General features: G+C 69.2%; 14 protein-coding genes and 1 pseudogene. 9 read left to right on the forward strand and 6 right to left on the reverse strand.

Features of this window, described 5'->3' with window-relative positions; genetic code table 11:
• On the forward strand, nt 1–517 hold a 517-nt coding region (locus tag IF09_RS0111620), incomplete at its 5' end, for an Hsp70 family protein (protein WP_030294623.1).
• Nucleotides 514–1,170 carry a nucleotide exchange factor GrpE gene (gene grpE / locus IF09_RS0111625; protein ID WP_030294625.1) on the forward strand — a complete coding sequence of 219 codons (657 nt, stop codon included), beginning with the start codon at nt 514–516 and terminating at the stop codon, nt 1,168–1,170. The genes IF09_RS0111620 and grpE, both read left to right, overlap by 4 nt.
• Before the next feature lie 129 nt (nt 1,171–1,299).
• Here grpE and IF09_RS0111630 read toward each other — a convergent pair whose 3' ends face one another.
• Nucleotides 1,300–1,701 (reverse strand): hypothetical protein, encoded by a 402-nt coding sequence (locus tag IF09_RS0111630; protein WP_051832384.1) that lies wholly within the window; start codon nt 1,699–1,701, stop codon nt 1,300–1,302.
• A gap of 134 nt (nt 1,702–1,835) precedes the next feature.
• Here IF09_RS0111630 and IF09_RS48445 point away from each other — a divergent pair, with 134 nt between their 5' ends.
• On the forward strand, nt 1,836–2,234 hold the full coding sequence (locus tag IF09_RS48445) for a J domain-containing protein (protein ID WP_078613191.1): 399 nt from the start codon (nt 1,836–1,838) through the stop codon (nt 2,232–2,234).
• Nucleotides 2,235–2,379: 145 nt separating this feature from the next.
• Here IF09_RS48445 and IF09_RS0111635 read toward each other — a convergent pair whose 3' ends face one another.
• The 5 genes from IF09_RS0111635 to IF09_RS0111655 all read right to left on the reverse strand — a co-directional run bounded on the left by IF09_RS0111635 (nt 2,380) and on the right by IF09_RS0111655 (nt 9,670).
• Complete coding sequence (locus IF09_RS0111635) at nt 2,380–3,855, reverse strand: non-reducing end alpha-L-arabinofuranosidase family hydrolase (RefSeq protein WP_030294628.1); 1,476 nt, start codon at nt 3,853–3,855, stop codon at nt 2,380–2,382.
• 632 nt (nt 3,856–4,487) lie between these two features.
• Entirely contained in the window at nt 4,488–6,533 is a 2,046-nt protein-coding gene (locus IF09_RS46895; RefSeq protein WP_234320959.1) for a glycoside hydrolase, read from the reverse strand.
• A gap of 35 nt (nt 6,534–6,568) precedes the next feature.
• A complete protein-coding gene (locus tag IF09_RS0111645; protein ID WP_030294631.1) occupies nt 6,569–7,399 on the reverse strand; it encodes a carbohydrate ABC transporter permease in 831 nt (276 codons plus the stop codon).
• Entirely contained in the window at nt 7,396–8,373 is a 978-nt protein-coding gene (locus IF09_RS0111650; RefSeq protein WP_418953037.1) for a carbohydrate ABC transporter permease, read from the reverse strand. Before IF09_RS0111650 ends, IF09_RS0111645 begins: the two co-directional genes overlap by 4 nt.
• Nucleotides 8,374–8,377: 4 nt before the next feature.
• Nucleotides 8,378–9,670, reverse strand: a complete 1,293-nt coding sequence (locus IF09_RS0111655; protein ID WP_030294635.1) for an extracellular solute-binding protein — start codon at nt 9,668–9,670, stop codon at nt 8,378–8,380.
• Between the two features lie 242 nt (nt 9,671–9,912).
• On the opposite strand from IF09_RS0111655, the gene IF09_RS0111660 reads away from it, so the two are divergent.
• The 6 genes and pseudogenes from IF09_RS0111660 to IF09_RS46900 all read left to right on the forward strand — a co-directional run.
• The gene (locus tag IF09_RS0111660) at nt 9,913–10,926 is read left to right on the forward strand and encodes a LacI family DNA-binding transcriptional regulator (RefSeq protein ID WP_030294637.1); all 1,014 of its coding nucleotides are present in this window, start codon (nt 9,913–9,915) and stop codon (nt 10,924–10,926) included.
• A gap of 9 nt (nt 10,927–10,935) precedes the next feature.
• Nucleotides 10,936–13,155 carry a glycoside hydrolase family 3 N-terminal domain-containing protein gene (locus IF09_RS0111665; protein WP_030294639.1) on the forward strand — a complete coding sequence of 740 codons (2,220 nt, stop codon included), beginning with the start codon at nt 10,936–10,938 and terminating at the stop codon, nt 13,153–13,155.
• Complete coding sequence (locus tag IF09_RS0111670) at nt 13,152–14,648, forward strand: glycoside hydrolase family 43 protein (protein ID WP_037634629.1); 1,497 nt, start codon at nt 13,152–13,154, stop codon at nt 14,646–14,648. Before IF09_RS0111665 ends, IF09_RS0111670 begins: the two co-directional genes overlap by 4 nt.
• Before the next feature lie 533 nt (nt 14,649–15,181).
• Nucleotides 15,182–16,624: an endo-1,4-beta-xylanase gene (locus tag IF09_RS0111675; RefSeq protein ID WP_030294642.1), complete on the forward strand. Its 1,443-nt coding sequence runs from the start codon at nt 15,182–15,184 to the stop codon at nt 16,622–16,624.
• Nucleotides 16,625–16,720: 96 nt separating this feature from the next.
• Complete coding sequence (locus tag IF09_RS0111680) at nt 16,721–18,019, forward strand: RICIN domain-containing protein (RefSeq protein WP_030294644.1); 1,299 nt, start codon at nt 16,721–16,723, stop codon at nt 18,017–18,019.
• 161 nt (nt 18,020–18,180) lie between these two features.
• Nucleotides 18,181–18,456: pseudogene (locus IF09_RS46900) on the forward strand (glycoside hydrolase family 2 TIM barrel-domain containing protein); the annotation flags it as partial.
• Between the last annotated feature and the right edge of the window lie 79 nt (nt 18,457–18,535).

Here is an 18,535-nt window from a genome sequence, read left to right on the forward strand (position 1 = left end):
GGTCTCCTTCGACATCGACGCGAACGGCATCATGCACGTCACGGCCAAGGACCTCGGCACGGGCAAGGAGCAGAAGATGACCGTCACCGGCGGCTCCTCCCTGCCCCGCCAGGACATCGACCGCATGGTCCGAGAAGCCGAACAGCACGCCGAGGAAGACCGCCGCCGCAAGGAGGCCGCCGAGACCCGCAACAGCGCCGAACAACTCGTCTACCAGACCGAGAAGCTGCTGCGCGAGAACGACGGCAAGGTCCCGGCCGAGGTCAAGACCGAGACCGAGACCGCCGTGGCCGAGCTGAAGGAAACACTCAAGGGCGAAGACACCACGGCCATCCGCAACGCGACGCAGCGCGCGAGCGCGGCCGCCCAGAAGATCGGCACCGCTCTCTACGCCGACGTCCAGGGGGCAGCGGGCGGCGGCGGAGCGGCATCCGGCGGCGAGCCGGCAGGAGAGGACGAGGAAGTCGTCGACGCGGAGATCGTCGACGAGGAGAAGGCGAAGGGAGACGCGGGATGAGCCGGCCGAAGTCATTCGACGGGCCGCGCAGGCAGCCGCCCGTCGTCATCCGCGACAAGCGACGCATCGACCCCGTCACCCTCCAGCTGAGGGCGCCCGACAGCGCTCCTGCGCAACGGGAGACGCAGCCACGCGCCGGAGAGCCGGGAACTCCCGGCCCTCCGGCCGCGGGCAGCCCGTCCGAGGCATGGGAGACGCAGCTCGCGGAGCGCACCGCCGATCTACAGCGGCTGAAGGCCGAGTACGACAACTACCGCAAGCGGGTGCGGCGAGACCGCCTCGCGATACGGGAAATCGCGGTCGCCAACGTCCTGGGAGGGCTGCTTCCGGTCCTCGACGCCATTGACCGGGCCCGCGAACACGGTGAACTCGACCCGGGCTTCCGGGCGGTCGCCCACGCGCTGGAAACCCAGCTCGCCACCCTCGGCCTGCAGGAAGTCGGGGCCCCGGGCGAAGTCTTCGACCCCACCCGGCACGAAGCGATCTCCTATCAGCGGTCCGACGACGTCGACCAGCCGACCTGCACCACGGTGCTCCGGCCCGGCTACCGCGTCGGACAACACCTCTTGCGCCCGGCGCAGGTCACGGTGAGCGAACCACCCGACCACGCCCAGCCAGGACACGGCAACGCCAAACCGCCACCACCGGCCTGACACAGCACCGTCAAGCGGCGGGGCGGCCGGGAATCCGGCCTCCCCGCCCGCGTCCTGCTCCCCACGGCCCACAGCGGGCGATGCGACGGGGGAGGCGCCTTCCGGTGGGTGTCCCCGCGGACGCAAGGCTCAGTCGGCCGCAGCCGAAGAGGCTCGCTCGCGAAGCTCTACGCCCACTCCAGGCTGCTCGGGTGGTGTGTGCGCCGTGGAGTGGAGCAGCGGCGCGCCGCGCCGTTCTGGCCGGTGATGAGCGGCGTCGGTGACCTTCTCCCGCGGCGTGCCGACTGCGCCCGGTGCCGCGGGGATGAGCCTGCGCGCAAGGAGGCGGCCCACCCAGTGTCGGCCGCACACGGGACACGGTGAGGCACCGGCAGGAGTGTAGGGGGAGGGCACGGGAATGCCGTCGCGTGAGAAGTACTCCCAGGCGCCGTCCTCATCGCTGTACTGCTGCACGTCGTAGTCGATACTCCAGTCATGCCAGCACCGGCCGCACGTGAATTCCACCCGCTCCAATGCCATCTCGGTGATCATGTCCCTCGCCTCCCTTCGGACCACTCCTCTTCCTTAATCGATATACCCCTGCCGATTGGCTTGACAACATCGCCCGCACGTTTTAAGACGGATACGAAAGTGAGGGTCGCTCCGACATTCCGGAGGTGAGAGGAATGAGCAGCTCGCGCCCGGGGCGGGACCATTACGCCGTCCTCGGTCTCCGGGCGGAGGCGTCGCCGGAGCAGATCACCAGCGCCTATCGCACGCTGATCCGGGCCCTGCACCCTGACGTCCGCCCTAGTGGGCCGTCGGCGGATGCGGAACTCGCCGAAGTCATCGACGCCTACCAAACCCTCCACGACCCGCTGAAGCGTTCCGCCTACGACAACGAACGCGGTCAAAAGCGGCAGGTCACCAGCCGCCCGGTACGGATACCCGTACGAGTGAGGTCCGCGACGAAAACTGGCGCCCGGCCACACGTACACTCCGCGACGGTCCCTCGCACGCTTGCTTCGCAGGCGCACGGAGACCCATTCCACGAACTCGTGACCTGGCTATTTTCTGGCATATAACGCACCAGCCCTGGCTTTCATGAGCCACCAACGGAATTTATTTTGTCGGCACTGGCGCATGCTGCGGCTATTCGCCCGGGCGGGCTCGGCCTTCCGCCGAGCCCGCCACGCCGGCTCCACTCCGAGCCGGACCCGCGTCACGTCGTCAGCGCTGCAGCGTCAGCAGTCCCGGCCGGTAGGGCCACAGGCCGTAGTCACCACCGACGTTGGGGTCGCGTCCCTGGTAGAGGAACCGCAGGTTGCAGGGATCGACGGTGAAGGTCTGGTCGGCGCTGGTGCGGATCAGTTCGCCATGGCTGATGTCGTTGGTCCAGCTGGCGCCGCTGTTGGCCTTGCCGGCGAAGGGGTTGCTCTCGCTCGCGGCCTGCGGCGTCCATGCGCCGTCCAGACTGGTGGCTGTGAACGAGCGGAAGTAGCGCCCCCGCGAGCCGTCCGCCTCGACGATCATGAGGTAGCGGTTCTGGCCCTGGAGCTTGTAGACCTGCGGGGCTTCGAACAGGTTGTTCGTCGTGTCGCTCATGATCGTCGTGTAGGTCGAGCCGAAACTGCCCGGGAAGTTCCCGATCGGCATGCTGGCGCGGTAGATCTTGCCGTTGTCACCGGCGAAGAACAGGTACATGTTCGTGCCGTCACCGATGAGGGTCTGGTCGATGGGTCCCGTTCCGGAGCCGGCGATGCTCCCCGAGAAGAGCACCTGCTGTGACGACCAGCCGTTCGGGTTGGTGGGGTCGCTCGACGTCCGGTAGGAGAAGGGGGCCCCGCCGCCCCACTGGTAGGTGAGCACCCAGATGTTCTTCGGCGCGAAGTAGAAGAGCGTGGGTGCGACGGTGGAGGTCGACATCGCGTTCTGGCTGGCCGAGGCCATCTCCGACCAGTTGGTGAACAGGCCGAAGTTCATCGAACCCCACGCCTTCCCCGTGTCGTGCGTCGTCGCGTAGACGAGTTGCCGGCCGTTGTACGGGGCCACGGTGAAGTCCTTGAGCGAGGCCCACCCCGGCTTGGGCTGCGCCAACGGGCCCGTTGATGTCCAGCGGTACGCCGACGGAAGATTGCACGTGCCGGGGTTGCCCCCGCCGACTCGGACGAGCTGCCACTGCTGGTTGGTGCCGCCCCAGTCGTCGTACTGGACGACGTTCGCGTTGTCGGCGGTGGAGCCGCCTTGTACTTCGAGGGCCTTGTTGCTGTGGCGCGCGATCAACCTCACGTACCCGTCCGAGCTGTCGGCCAGCCGCCACTGCTGGTTGGTGCCGTTCACGTCGGCCCACTGGACGATCGAGGCGCCGTTCGCGGTGGACCCGTTCTGGACGTCCAGCACCTTGCCGGAGTGACGGGACTTGATGCGGTAGTAACCGCCGCCGGAGTCGACGAACTGCCACTGCTGCTGGTTCTGATCGTTCCTGGTCCACTGCGTGATGCGGGCGCCGTCGTTGGTCGCCAGGTTGTAGACGTCCAGGGCCTTGCCACTGTTGCGGTTGACCAGCACGTACGAGGCGTTCGGGTCGACGGTCGGCGCCGCGCCGGCGGGCTGCACACCGAGGAAGGCGGCCAGGAGCAGCAAGGGCGCGAGGACGGAGAGCAGGCGTCGTCGCAGGTGCACCGGGGATGGATGGGGGGACCACATCAGAAGAGCTCCTTCGGGAGGTGGGGGCGGGGGTGAGGCGACCCGTACGAACTGCGGAGCGGCCTCGTCGGGGTGCCGGGGAGGGGATAGGTGTGAAGGCGGCCGCACATGCCGAAGCGCTGGTGCTCCGGGCGCTCCAGTCGTGACACTTCGCCGTGGCCGAGGTGAGTGAGGTCTCCGGCCTTCAGCCGTTCCAGCTGACGGCCGGTCGTGAGGGCTGCGGCCAGGGGGCCGTCGTGGATTGGGCTGTAGGCCGTGATTGGCCATCGGATACCCCATTTGGGTGAATCGAGGTGGGGTTGCAGGGCTTGTGGTCTTGCTGGGCTGGTTGCCTGTGGGGGTCGGTGTGGTCGTGGTGCAGGTGGAGAGGGGGCTGCTGGTGGCACGCGGTGCACGTAGGGAGGCGTGAATTGCGCGTGCTTGCCGATCCGTTCACGGTCGCGCCCCCTGCCGGTGCGCGTATCCGGGACCGTCTGCGCCTGAGTCCGGCGGATGAGAAGGTCCTGACGCTCCTGGGTGGACAGCTCGGTCATCACGCCCGTGCCGATCTGGCGGAGCGTGTCCGTATCGGCCGGGTGCCGGTGAAGGACAATCGGCGGGCGGAGCGGAAGCGCGTGCTGACGAAGGTGTCTTCATCCCGGTGGGCGGGTGCGATCACCCGCGCCTGCGAGGATCAGTACCAGCTCTCCTTGCGGTGCCTGTTCGATGAGCGAGCGTCCCTGCGCCGGGCTACCGCCAAGATCGGTCAGCGTCTGGCGGTGCCGTGCGGGCGGCGCGTGGGTGGAGTGCGCGGCTACCCGAACCAAGCGGAGCGGGCGCAGAAGCAGTGCCGGTTGCAGGTGCTCACCGCCCGCCTGGCCGAGGTGGAATCGCGTATCGAGGCCGGTCATCCGGCGATCGTGGTGGGCGGCCGTCGGCTGGCGAAGGTGCGGCACAACTTGGCCGACGCCGGTCTCACCGGGCCCGGGTGGCGGGAGCGGTGGGACGCGGCCCGCATGTTCCTGACCGCCGACGGGGAGTCGGGTGCACCGTACGGGAACTACACGATCAGCGTGGACCCGGCCGACGGCACGGTCACCATTGTCCTGCCCGAACCTCTGCGGCACCTCGCCAACGCGCCGCGCGGCCGCTACCGCCTCACCTGCACCATCACCTTCAACCACCGGCGCGAGGAGTGGCTGGACCGGCTCATCGCCAACCGGGCCGTCCGCTACGACATCACCTACGACCCCGAACGCGGCCGCTGGTACCTCGACGCATCCTGGTCCACCGAGAAGACAGTGCCCCCCACCCCGGTCGAGCTGGCCGCTACCGGTGTCCGGCTGCTGGCCGTGGACCTCAATGCCGGCCATCTCGCCGTCTGCGTCGTGGACGCGCCCGGCAATCCCGTCGGTGAGCCGATCACCGTGCCCACCGACCTGGCCGGCCCCGCATCCAAGCGCGACGGCCGCCTGAGAGCCGCGATCACCGAACTGATCGCCCTCGCCAAGGGGAACGGCTGCGCCGGTATCGCGATCGAGAACCTCGGCTTCGACGACGCCCGGGCCACCGGCCGCGAAACCATGGGACGCGGCAATCGCGGCAAGACGTTCCGCCGCACCGTCGCCGGTTTGCCGACCGCACGCTTCCGGGAGCGCCTGTGCGGCATGGCCCACCACGCCGGACTCGTCGTCGTCGCGGTCGATCCGGCCTATACCTCCCGCTGGGGCGGCCAGCACTGGAAGCAGCCGCTCCAGCAGCAATCGAAGACCACCGTCGTCACCGGCCACCACGCGGCCGCGACGGCGATCGGCAGGCGCGCCCTCGGACACGGGATACGGCGTCGGCCAGGTGTGACCGCACACGACCAGAGGATCGTGGCGCGGAGAGTTGCCGGCCAGACCGTCCCCGCACCGAGGGCACGCGGGACCACGAGCCCGCCAAGGACCACAGGCACGCCCCACCGGGGCACCAAGACCTGCCGGGACCGAAGCGACCAGCTCGTGCTGTTCCCCGTCTCCAAGACCGTTCGGGAGACACCCGGTGCCAGACGCCCAACGTCTGGTCAGGTTCATGGTGATTCGGCCAACACTGGCCAACAACCACAGGAACGGTTCGTTGGTGAATCCGAGGTCGGTGATCTCTATGCCTTCCTGCCGGTAGAACTTCGCGTACTGGACGAGGTAGTTCGCATAGGCCTGGCGCCATGCGGGCCGCAGCTCGCCGCCGTCGTTCTCGCTTCCGTTGGTCTTCATGAAGGCAGGGGCGCTCCAGGCGTCGGCGAAGAACCGTGTGACGCCGTAGGCCTTGGCCTCTTTGGCGAGCCAGACCTGGCCACCGTCCCAGCCGTCCCAGACGTACTTCGGCGTGGCGTCCGGTCCGCCGGGATCGGCCGGCAGGATCGTCGGCATGTGGTCGTAGACCCTGTCGGTCGACGACCCGATGCCCAGGCGCAGGATCGAAAGGCCCGCGCCCTTGTCCTCACTGAGCAGCAGGTCGAGCACCTCGCGCTGCTTGGCCGGGCTGAGTCCGCGGGCGCCGTGCAGCAGGTCGGCCCGCTGGAAGGCCTTCGAGAAGCCGAATCCGTCTATGGGCTGGAGCGCGGCGCGGAAGTCGATGTCGTGTCGCGCAGGGGCGGCCACGGCTTGCGATGTTAGCGCTAACAAAATGGCGCATGTCAGTGCGGTCAGGCGTTTCACAACGGCTCCTGGGGGTGGAGGTCGCGCGGGACGAGTCAGCCCTTGGTGGCGCCCGCGGTGAGGCCGCCGATCAACTGCCGCTCGGCGACGGCGTAGAAGGCGAGGGCGGGCACCATGGCGAGCACGATGTAGGCGAGGACGAGCGCGTAGTCGGTCGAGTACTGGCCCTGGAACTGCTGGACGCCGACCGGGATCGTCTGCCATTGCGGGTCGTTGAACACCAGCAGTGGCAGGAAGAAGTTGTTCCAGCTCGCGACGATCGCCAGCACCGACACCGTGCCGAGCGCCGGACGCGCCATCGGGAGCAGGATCTTCCAGAAGAACCGGAACTTGCCGCAGCCGTCCACGATGGCCGCCTCCTCCACCTCCGCCGGGATGGTCCGGAAGAAGCCGCGCAGGATGATGATCGTCATGGGGAGCCCGAAGGCCGCCTGCGGGAGGATCACTCCGAGCGGGTTGTCGAGCAGCTCGAAGTTGCGCAGCAGCAGGAACAACGGCAGGACGGCCACCGCGAACGGGAACATCAGCCCGATCGTGAAGAGCGTGTAGAACAGCTCCCTGCCCCGGAAGGCGTAGCGGGCCAGCACGAACGCCGCCATCGCGGACGCCGCCACCGTGCAGCACGTCGTGCCGATCGCGATGCCCGCGCTGTTGGCGATCTGCCGCCAGAACATCCCGTCGCCGAGGATGCCGGTGTAGTTGCCGGCCTTCCAATGCTCCGGCAGCCCGAACGGGTTGGTCGTCAGCTCGCCGGTGCTCTTGAAACCGGAGATCACCGCGTAGATCAGCGGCACGGCGACGAACGCACCGATCAGCCAGACCACGGCGTGCAGCGACAGGCCGCGTGCCGTCCTGCGGGCGTTCATCGGCCACCTCCCGAGGTGACGGCCCCGCTCAGGTCACGGCGGAGCACGTAACGCTGGTAGAAGAGGGAGAAAACGAGGCTGATCATGAACAACACCACGCTGATCGCACTGGCGTAGCCGACCTGGTAGCGCTTGAATCCGAACTGGAACATCGAGATCGCCATCGTCTCGGAGGAGTGGTTGGGGCCGCCCGCGGTCATGACCCAGACGAGGTCGAAGAGCTGGATGGCCCCGATGATCGAAAGGAAGGCGCTGATCCGTATCGTCGGGCCGAGCAGCGGCAGCGTCACGTGCCGGAACCGCTGCCAGACGCCGGCGCCGTCGATGCGGGCGGCCTCGAGGATCTCGCCCGGGATGCCCTGCAGCCCGGCGAGGAAGAGCATCATGTGGAAGCCGAAGTACTTCCAGGTCATGACCACGAACAGGGTCGGCATGACCGTCGAGGGATCGGCGAGCCACTTGCCCCGCAGCCCCTCCAGGCCGAGGGCGCCGGCGAGATGGTCGGCCATGCCGGCACCGGGAAGGAAGACCATCGTGAAGAGGACCGCCGTGACCACCTCGGACAGGATGTACGGCGCGAAGAACAGCATCCGGTAGACGGCCCGGCCGCGCAGCCTCTGGTTGAGCAGGACCGCGGTGAACAGCGCGAACGGCAACTGCACCGTGATCGACAGGGCGATCAGATACAGCCCGTGCTCCAGATCGCCGAGGAAGACCTGATCGTCGAACAGCCTGGCGTAGTTCTCGAAGCCGACGAAGTCGTCCATGGGGCCGGTCCCGCCCCATTTGAAGAAGCCGGTGTAGACGGCGACGGCGATCGGGGCGAGGACGAAGACGAGGAAGAGGACCAGAGCCGGGACGAGGAACCAGGCGACCGACGCCCAGCTCCGCAATCCGCGCAGGAGCGACCGTGCCGGGGCGGGCGGGCGCACCGGAAGGGCGTCCTGCGCCCGCTCCTTGGTCAGGGTGGGCACGGAGCTAGGCACCCTTCGCAGCCTCGGTGATCGACTTGGTGACCTGCTCGGGCGTCTTCTTGCCCGCGATGAGGTCGGCGACGCTGTCGTTGACCTCCTGGCCGACCGCCGGCGGGTAGGCCTGGTCGAGGAAGAGCTGGAAGCCAGTCGCCTTGACCAGGCTGTCGGCCACCACCTTCCTGTTGGCGTCGGCGAGCTGGCTCTCCGCGCCCCTGACCACCGGCAGGTAGCCGTTGGAGGCCAGGAGCTTGGACTCGTTTTCCAGAACGAAGAACTTCAGGAAGTCCAGCGCCTCCTTCGGGGCGCCCTTGCGCAGCGCGAAGCCGCCGCCACCGCCGAACACATCAGTGACCTCGCCGACACCGCCGTCGACGGTCGGGAAGGGGAAGAAGCCCAGGTCCGCTCCGAGGTCGGCGCCCGCGTCCTTCTGCACCGACGGTCCCCACTGCCCCATCAGCTCCATGGCGGCCTTGCCGTTGCCCATGGTCGCTGCCTGGCCTCCGGGGGTGGCGTAGCCGGCGCCGAGGAAGCCCGTCTGGAACGGCTGGAGGTCGACCAGTTCCTTGAGGTGGGTGCCTGCCTGGACGAAGCCGGCGCCGGTGAAGTCTTTGGCGGTCGCGGCCTGTTCCAGCGCGGGGAGGCCTGCGACGCGCATCGCGAGGTAGGCCCAGTAGTAGTGGCCCGGCCATTTCTCCTTGCCCGCGAGGGCGATCGGGGTGACGCCCGCGGCCTTGAGCTTCTTGACGTCTTCGAGGAGCTCGGCCCAGGTGGCCGGCGGAGCGGTGATCCCGGCATGGGCGAAGAGCTTCTTGTTGTACCAGAAGCCGACCATGCCGACGTCGTAGGGCACTCCGTAGGTCCGGCCCTCGAACTGGTAGGCCTGCAGCGAGACGGGGGTGAGGTCGGACGACCAGCCGAAGGCGTCGGTGAGGTCCTCGACCAGCCCCGCGTCGACCTGCTGGCGCAGCACGCCGCCGCCCCAGGTCTGGAACACGTCGGGGAGCTTGCCCGAGGAAGTGGTGGCGGTCAGCTTGGACTTGAACGCCTCGTTCTCCAACGAGGTCGTCTTGATCGTGATGTTCGGGTGAGCGGCCGTGAACGCCGAGGAGATCTGCGGGAAGAGCGACTTGCCCGGTTCCGTCGTGGCGATGTTCCACCACGCGAAGGTCAGCTTGCCGTCGGCCGCCGGTTCGTCGCCGGAGCCGCCGCCGCCGCAGGCGGAGGCCAGCGAGACGGACAGGGCGGTCAGGCCCGAGAGGGCCAGGAAGCTTCGTCGGCTCGGGGGGGTGCTGGCCATGGGACCTCCGGGGTAAGGAATGCCGGCTCGATCTCGAAATATTTCGTAACATTCTCGAAATTCGGTGCTGCCACAAACTAGGAACGTGGGGCTCCTCGGTCAAGACCTGTCACCGATAAATCCGCCAACGCCCCTTCCCCCTTGAGCCCTTGAGCTTGACAAGCAAGTCACCCCGCCCGGAAACTCTTCGAAAGTTTGCGATACATGTCGCCGGCCCAAGGCGTCCGCGCAGAGGAGTTAAGTTGAGCGAGCAGCGCCCGACCCTGGCCGTCATCGCAGCGGAGGCAGGGGTCTCCCAGGCCACCGTGTCCAAGGTGATCAACGGCCGCTCCGATGTGGCGCCCTCGACCCGCGAACGGATCGAGAGCCTGCTGCGCTCCCACAACTACCTTCACCCCGGCCGACAGGGCAGGGCCCGCAGGTCGGGCCTGGTCGACTTGATCATCGGCGGTCTGGACAGCGCGTGGGCGGTGGAGATACTGCGCGGCGTCGAGGCCGAGTGTGCCCTGCGGAGCGTCGGCACCGTCGTGTCGCTCGTCCCGCCGGGCGAGGCCACGCCGTCGAGCTGGGCCGCACTGCCGGTCCTGCACCACAGCGACGGCGTCATCCTCGTCACCGCCTCGGTCACCCAGGCCCAGCGCGCACAGGTCGAACAGGCCGGGGTGGCGCTGGTCGTCATCGACCCGATCGACCTGCCGGGCAACGGTGTGCCGAGCATCGGCGCGACCAACTGGGCTGGCGGCCTCGCCGCCACCGAGCACTTGCTGGGGCTGGGGCACCGCCGGATCGCCACGATCGGCGGGCGCAGGGAGATGCTCTGCAGCCAGGCCCGCATCGACGGGTACCGGGCCGCGCTGGAGCGGGCCGGGATCGAGGTCGACCGCGACCTGATCCGGTTCGGCGACTTCCAGCACGAGGGCGGGTTCCGGTGCGCCCGGGAACTGCTCGCCCTCCCCGAGCCGCCGACCGCCATCTTCGCCGGTAGCGACCAGCAGGCGATGGGCGTCTACGAAGCCGCCCGGCAGGGTGGGCTGAGCATTCCGCAGGACCTCAGCGTGGTCGGCTTCGACGACCTGCCGATGTGCGAATGGCTGTCACCGCCTCTGACGACGGTGCGCCAGCCGCTTGAGGAGATGGGCCGGCTCGCCGCCCGCACCCTCTTCCAACTCCTGGACGGCCAACCCCTGGTCAGCCCCCGGATGGAGCTCTCCACCGAGCTCAAGGTCCGGCTCTCCACCGCCCCGCCCCCTCTCTAGGAGAACTCCTTGACCGAGCCCTGGCGTGACCCCCTCCTGCCCGTGTCCGTGCGAGTCGCCGATCTGCTGCAACGGATGACGCTGGAAGAGAAGGCGGGTCAGCTCGCCGGCTTCTGGGCGCTGCCCTCGGATCCGGGGACACCGGTCGCGCCGATGGAGGACGATTCAGGCGAGTCCGCCCTCGGCCTCGACGACATCGCAGCCCACGGGCTCGGCCAGCTCACCCGGGTGTACGGCACCGCGCCGATCACCGTTGAAGCCGGCATGGCGCGGCTCGCCACGCTCCAGCAACAGGTGACCGGATCCGGCCGGTTCGGGATACCGGCCGTCGCTCACGAGGAGTGCCTGACCGGGTTCATGACGTTCGGGGCGACGGTCTTCCCCGCCCCGCCGGCCTGGGGTGCGTCCTTCGATCCCGGGCTCGTGCGCCGGATGGCCGCCGCCATCGGGGCGGGGATGCGGCGGGTGGGCGTCCATCAAGGGCTGGCTCCGGTACTCGACGTGGTCCGCGACTACCGCTGGGGCAGGACCGAGGAGTGCATCGGCGAGGATCCCTATCTCGTCGGAGCCATCGGCACCGCCTACGTGCAGGGCTTGGAAGGCGCCGGGATCGTGGCGACGCTCAAGCACTTCGCCGGCTACTCGGCCTCGCGCGGCGGCCGGAACATGGCCCCCGTCGCCTCGGGGCCGCGCGAGTTCGCCGACGTGCTCGTCGAGCCCTTCGTACGGGCACTGCGCGAGGGGGGCGCCCGGTCGGTGATGAACAGCTACACCGACGTGGACGGCGTCCCGGTGGCCGCCGACGAACGGCTGCTGACCGAGCTGCTCAGGGGTGAGCTCGGTTTCAGCGGCGTGGTCGTCGCCGACTACTACGCCGTCTCTTTCCTGGAGACCCGCCACGGCGTCACCGGATCGCGCGGCGCGGCCGGCGCGCTGGCGTTGACCGCCGGGATCGACGTCGAGCTGCCCACGGCCCGGTGCTACGGCGAGCCGCTGACCGAACTCGTCCGGTCCGGAAGCGTACCCGAGGAGCTCATCGACCGGGCCGCGGAACGGGTCCTGGTGCAGAAGGCCGAGCTCGGCCTGCTCGACCCCGACTGGGAACCCGTCAAACCCGAGCCGGTCGACCTCGACCCGCCGGAAAACCGGGCACTGGCCAGGCTCCTGGCCGAACGGTCCACCGTGCTGCTCGCCAACGACGGCACCCTGCCGCTGCAGCCGTGCCGGGTCGCGATCACCGGGCCGTACGCCGACGACCCCCGGTCCTTCCTCGGCTGCTATTCCTTCCCCAACCACGTCGCGCTCCCCGGCGACCTCGGGCTGGAGATCCCGACGCTCGGCGAGGCGCTCACCGCTGCCGGGTTCACGGTCACCGCGGACGATCCGGACGTGAACGTGCTGGTGCTCGGGGACCGGGCGGGCATGTTCGGCCGGGGCACCTCCGGAGAGGGCTGCGACGCCGAGACCCTCGACCTGCCCGGCGACCAGGCCGCACTGGCCTCCGCCGTGCTGGACTCCGGAGTGCCGACCGTCCTGGTCCTCGTCTCCGGGCGGCCCTACGCGCTCGGCACGCTGGCCGAGCGCGCATCGGCCGTGCTGCAGGTCTTCTTCCCCGGCGAGGAGGGCGGGACGGCGCTGGCCCGGATCATCAGCGGGGCCGCGGAACCGTCCGGGCGGCTGCCCGTCTCCATCCCCCGCCGGGCCGGCGGCCAGCCCGGCACCTACCTGCACTCCAGGCTCGGCGGGCACACCGACTGGAGCTCGGTGGACCCGACCCCGCTGTTCCCCTTCGGACACGGGCTGAGCTGGACCGGCTTCACCTGCTCGGAGCTCGAGGTGGATCCCGTCGCCGCGACGGACGGGACCGTCGCCGTTTCGGTCACCGTACGCAACGTCGGCGAGGTGGCCGGGACCGAGGTGGTCCAGCTGTACCTCTCGGACCCCGTGGCGTCCGTCGTCCGGCCGCAGCGGTGGCTCGCCGGATTCTCCAGGGTGGAGCTGCAGCCGGGCGCAGCCGCCCGGATCACCTTCTCCGTCCATGCCGACCGGACCTCGTTCACCGGGCTCGACCTGAGCAGAAGAGTGGAGCCGGGGGAGATCGGCGTGGCCGTCGGACGGTCCAGCGGCGACCTTCCGCTCCGGGGCTCCTTCACTTTGGAGGGCCCGGTACGCCACCCGGCGGCCGACCGGGTGCTGTCCGTGCCGGTCGAGATCGTCCCGGTTCCATGACCACGTTGTTCGATGATCCCGTCTTCGGTGATCCCGTGCTGCCCGGGTTCCGGCCCGACCCGTCCGTCTGCCGAGTGGGCGCGGACTACTACCTGGTGACGTCCAGTTTCGAATGGTTCCCGGGCCTTCCCGTGTTCCACAGCCGAGATCTCGTGAACTGGCGGCGCATCGGCTCCGCGCTCGACCGGGCGTCTCAGCTCGACCTCGACGGGTGCGAGCCCTCACGGGGCCTGTTCGCACCGACGATCCGGCACCATGAGGGGGTCTTCCATCTCGTCTGCACGCTGATGGACGGCCCCGGCCACTTCGTCGTCACCGCGACCGACCCGGCGGGGCCGTGGTCGCAGCCGCACTGGCTGGACGGCGAGGGCTTCGACCCGTCGCTGTTCTTCGACGCCGGGCCTGACGACGATGGCGACGGCGACGGCCGGGCCTGGTTCACCGCCGCCCGCGTGCTGGACGAGGCCGCCGGCCGCACCGAGATCTGGATGCGCGAATACCTTCCCGGCGAACGACGGCTCACTGGCCCCGAGCACGTCCTGTGGTCGGGAAGCCACCCGGGCGCCCGATGGTCGGAAGCCCCGCACCTCTACAAGATCGACGGCACCTACCTTCTGCTCACCGCCGAGGGCGGCACCGATGTGGACCACAGCGTGGTGGCCGCCCGCGCCGACCGCGTGACCGGCCCCTACGAGGGCGCCTCCGGCAACCCGGTGCTCCCGCCCGCCAAGGGTCCGGTCATCTGCACCGGGCACGCCGACCTCGTCCAAACCCCGTACGGGGACTGGCGGGCCGTCCTCCTGGGCGTCCGCCCGGGCTCCGCCCTCGGGCGCGAGACCTTCCTCAGCCGGATCACCTGGGACGACAGCTGGCCGGTCTTCTCCCCCGTCGTCCACACCGGCCTTCGCCGCCCCGTCCACGACGACTTCGCCACGCTCTCCGCGGACTGGAACAGCCTGCGCACCCCGCCCGAGCGGTTCTGGGCCACAGGCGAAGGGCTCCGCCTCCAGCTCCGCCCCGAACGCCTCGGCGAGCGCACCACCCCGTCGCTCCTGGTCCGCCCCCAGGAACAGCCCGACTGCGACGTCTCCACCGAACTGCACTTCACCCCCGCCGCACCGGGCGAACAGGCAGGCCTCGCCGTGGTCCTCGACGACGACACCCACCTCCTCTTCCTTCGCACCACGGAAGGGCTCACCCTCCGCCGCGGGCGCGAGGTCCTGGCCGGCGTTCCCGTCCACCCGGGCCCCGTTCGTCTGGGGGTGCGCATCCGCGGCTTCAGTCACACCTTCGCCCACGGGGCACCCGACGGCGGCGCCTGGCAGGACCTGACCACCGTCGAAGCCACCTTCCTCACCCCGCTGTTCACCGGCATCCAGCTCGGCCTCTACGCCACCTCCCACGGCCGCCCCTCCACCAACCAAGCCCACTTCACGTGCTTCGACCTCACGTACCCGAGCCGGCAGGAACCGCCTGGACACCAGCGTCGATGATGCCCGCGTCGGTCCCGGGTCCCCGCCGGCGGCCCGCTGGACCCGGTCGCGCATCCGGTCGTGGAACCCGGCGATCCCTCCGCTGTGGCGCCGGCGACGCCGGTAGGCATGGCGGCGGTAGCCGGGCGCGTGTTGGCGGGAATCTGCCCACCGCGTGATGCGGGCCGCGACCAGGTGGCCGAGCGCGTCCGCCGACTGCGGGCGGCAGTAGCCCTCCTGAGATTTCGCCAGCCCAGCTCGGGCGATCCTCATCGAAAGTTTTTCGATGACCTTCGTGCAAAGGGAAGCGGATAACCGGCTATCTGGAGGGGGAGGATCTCGAAATCATTTCGAAACTCTTGACTTGTTTCGGCGGGGTTTCCAAACTGAGGCCCGAGACGGTGTCACCGTCTGTCCGGGTGCCGGTTGCCGGCCTCGGATCATGACGCCCTGATGGTGAGCGTCCTTTGTGAATGGACGCGGGCGTCGCTTACGCGGATTCGTTCTGCCGCGCTCCAACTCCCTTCCGTGATTTCTGTCCTGGAGGCTCATTCATGGGCTCAAAAGCCATTCCCCCACACACCGTCCGCCGGAAGATCGGCGGTCTTCGTGCGGCCGTGGTCGTCGGCGTCCTCGGTTCGGCCGCGGTGCTGGTGGCTCCGCTGACCTCACACGCCGCCGAGAGCACGCTCGGTGGCGCGGCGGCGCAGAGCGGCCGTTACTTCGGCGCCGCCATCGCCTCGGGCAGGCTGGGCGACTCGGCGTACACGACGGTCGCGAGCCGCGAGTTCAACTCGGTGACGCCCGAGAACGAGATGAAGATCGACGCCACCGAACCCCAGCAGGGCCAGTTCAACTTCAACGCCGGTGACCGCGTCTACAACTGGGCGGTGCAGAACGGCAAGCAGGTACGCGGCCACACCCTGGCCTGGCACTCCCAGCAGCCCGGCTGGATGCAGAACCTCAGCGGCAGCACGCTGCGCCAGGCGATGACCAACCACATCAACGGCGTGATGGCCCACTACAAGGGCAAGATCGCTCAGTGGGACGTCGTGAACGAGGCTTTCGCCGACGGCAGCTCGGGAGCCCGGCGCGACTCCAACCTGCAGCGCACCGGCAACGACTGGATCGAGGTCGCCTTCCGCACCGCGCGCGCCGCCGACCCGGCCGCCAAGCTCTGCTACAACGACTACAACGTCGAGAACTGGACCTGGGCCAAAACCCAGGCGATGTACGCCATGGTCCGGGACTTCAAGCAGCGCGGCGTGCCGATCGACTGCGTCGGCTTCCAGTCCCACTTCAACAACGACAGCCCCTACAACAGCAACTTCCGCACCACGCTGCAGAGCTTCGCCGCCCTCGGCGTCGATGTGGCCGTCACTGAACTCGACATCCAGGGCGCCTCGGCCACGACCTACGCCAACGTGACCAACGACTGCCTGGCCGTCCCGCGCTGCCTCGGCATCACCGTCTGGGGTGTGCGCGACACCGACTCCTGGCGATCGGAGCAATCGCCGCTCCTGTTCGACGGCAACGGCAGCAAGAAGCCCGCCTACACCTCCGTGCTGGGCGCACTCAACGCCGGCTCCTCTACCCCCACTCCGACCCCCTCGCCCGGTTCCGGACAGATCAAGGGCGTCGGGTCAGGCCGCTGCCTGGACGTGCCCGGTGCCAGCACCAGCGACGGCACCCAGCTCAACCTGTGGGACTGCAACAACCGCACCAACCAGCAGTGGTCGTACACCGCCGGAGGCGAGCTCAGGGTCTACGGCAACAAGTGCCTGGACGCCGCCGGCACCGGCAACGGCACCAAAGTCCAGATCTACGGCTGCTGGGGTGGCGACAACCAGAAATGGCGCCTCAACTCCGACGGATCCATCGCCGGAGTCCAGTCCGGCCTCTGCCTTGACGCAACCGGCAACGGCACCGCCAACGGCACCCTGATCCAGCTCTACTCCTGCTCCGACGGAAGCAACCAGCGCTGGACCCGAACCTGACGACCTGCCACAGCGAAAGGGTGAACGATGAAGACCCACGGTGCGGCTTCCCACGCCCCTCCGCCAAGACATCGCTGGTGGCCCCGGTTAGCCGCCGTGGTGGCGGCGACCCTCGCGATCGGCACGCTCGTGGCGGTGAAACCGGTTCCCGCCGAGGCAGCCACGGTGGACACCCAGGCCTGGTACGTCCTGGTCAACCTCAACAGCGGCAAGGCACTGGACGTCCATGGCGGGTCCACCGCCGACGGCGCGCGGGTCAGCCAGTGGACGCGCAGCGACGGAGCCAACCAGCAGTGGCAGTTCGTGGACTCCGGCGGCGGCTTCTACCGGCTCAGGGCCCGGCATTCGGGCAAGGTTCTCGACGTGGCCGGCGCCTCGACCGCCGACGGCGCCGCGATGGCGCAGTGGGCCGACGGCAACGGGGCCGACCAGCAGTTCCGCCTGGCCGACTCCGACGCGGGCCACGTCCGGCTGATCAACCGCAACAGTGACAAGGCCGTGGAGGTGCAGGGCGCCTCCACCGCCGACGGCGGGAACGTCGTCCAGTACAACGACTGGGGCGGCGCCAACCAGCAATGGCAGATGATCAAGCTGTCGTCCTTTGGCGGCGGATGCGGCAGTGCCCCGACTCTGGCGAGCGGTACGCACACGATTCAGAGCAGCGGTAAGAGCCGCAGCTTCATCCTCAGGGTTCCCGACAACTACACCAACAGCCGGCCCTACCGGCTGATCTTCGCGTTCCACTGGCGGGGCGGAACCGCCGGCGAAGTCGCCTCGGGCGGGACGAGCGGGAACGCCTGGTCCTACTACGGCCAACGGGAACAGTCGAACAACAGCGCCATCCTCGTCGCTCCCCAGGGCCTCGGCAACGGCTGGGCCAATTCGGGCAGTGAGGACGTCACCTTCGTCGACGACATGATCCGGCGGATCGAGGACGGCCTCTGCGTCAACCCGGCGCAGCGTTTCGCCACGGGTTTCAGCTGGGGCGGCGGTATGAGCCACGCACTCGCATGCACCCGGGCGAACGTCTTCAGGGCTGTCGCGGTCATCTCCGGCGGCGAGATCAGCGGGTGCAGCGGCGGCACCCAGCCCATCGCCTACTTCGGAATCCACGGCGTCAGCGACTCCGTCCTCAACATCGCGCAAGGGCGGTCCCTGCGCGACAGGTTCGTCAGCAACAACGGCTGCACTCCCCAGAGTGCGCGCGAGCCGACGCCGGGCAGCCGGACGCACATCACCACCCCCTACTCGGGCTGCCGTGCCGGGTACCCCGTCCAATGGGCCGCGTTCGACGGAGGCCACATGCCCGGCCCGGTCGACGGCTCCCCCAATGAGAGCGGCGTCGCGACCTGGACCAAGGGAGAGATCTGGAGGTTCTTCGCACAGTTCCAGTGACCCGCCCGCACCATGGAGTGGAGCCAGGATGATCCTGGCTCCACTCCGCCGTCGTCCGTCTCAAGTTGACGGACGGGCGGGCCTCTTCAGGGTGATGGCAGCGCAACCCTTCCGACGACCCCCGCTGGCACGGCGCCTACCTGGACCGCATCGAGCGGACCGTGGAACGGGACAAGAACCACCCGAGCGTCATCGTGTGGTCGCTCGGCAAGGAGACGGGGGACGGTCGCCGCAACCTCCGGGCCATCTCCGATCGGGTTCGGCGGCGCGGCCCGTCCCGCCCGAGCCGCTACGAGGGCGACCGGCTCGGCGAGTACACCGACGTCCACGGCGAGATGTACCGGCCGCCCGCCGCCGTCGCCCGGATCGGGCAGGGACAGCTGCTGCCGGGCGAGGTCTCCTACCCGGCCCGCGCCGGCTCCGGCGACCCGGCGGACGACCCGCGCAACCGCCGGCCCTTCCTGCTCACCGAGTTCGCCCACGCCATGGGAAACGGGGTTCGGCTACGGCTACGGC

This window comes from Streptomyces katrae (assembly GCF_000717655.1).
Classification (GTDB): domain Bacteria; phylum Actinomycetota; class Actinomycetes; order Streptomycetales; family Streptomycetaceae; genus Streptomyces; species Streptomyces katrae_B.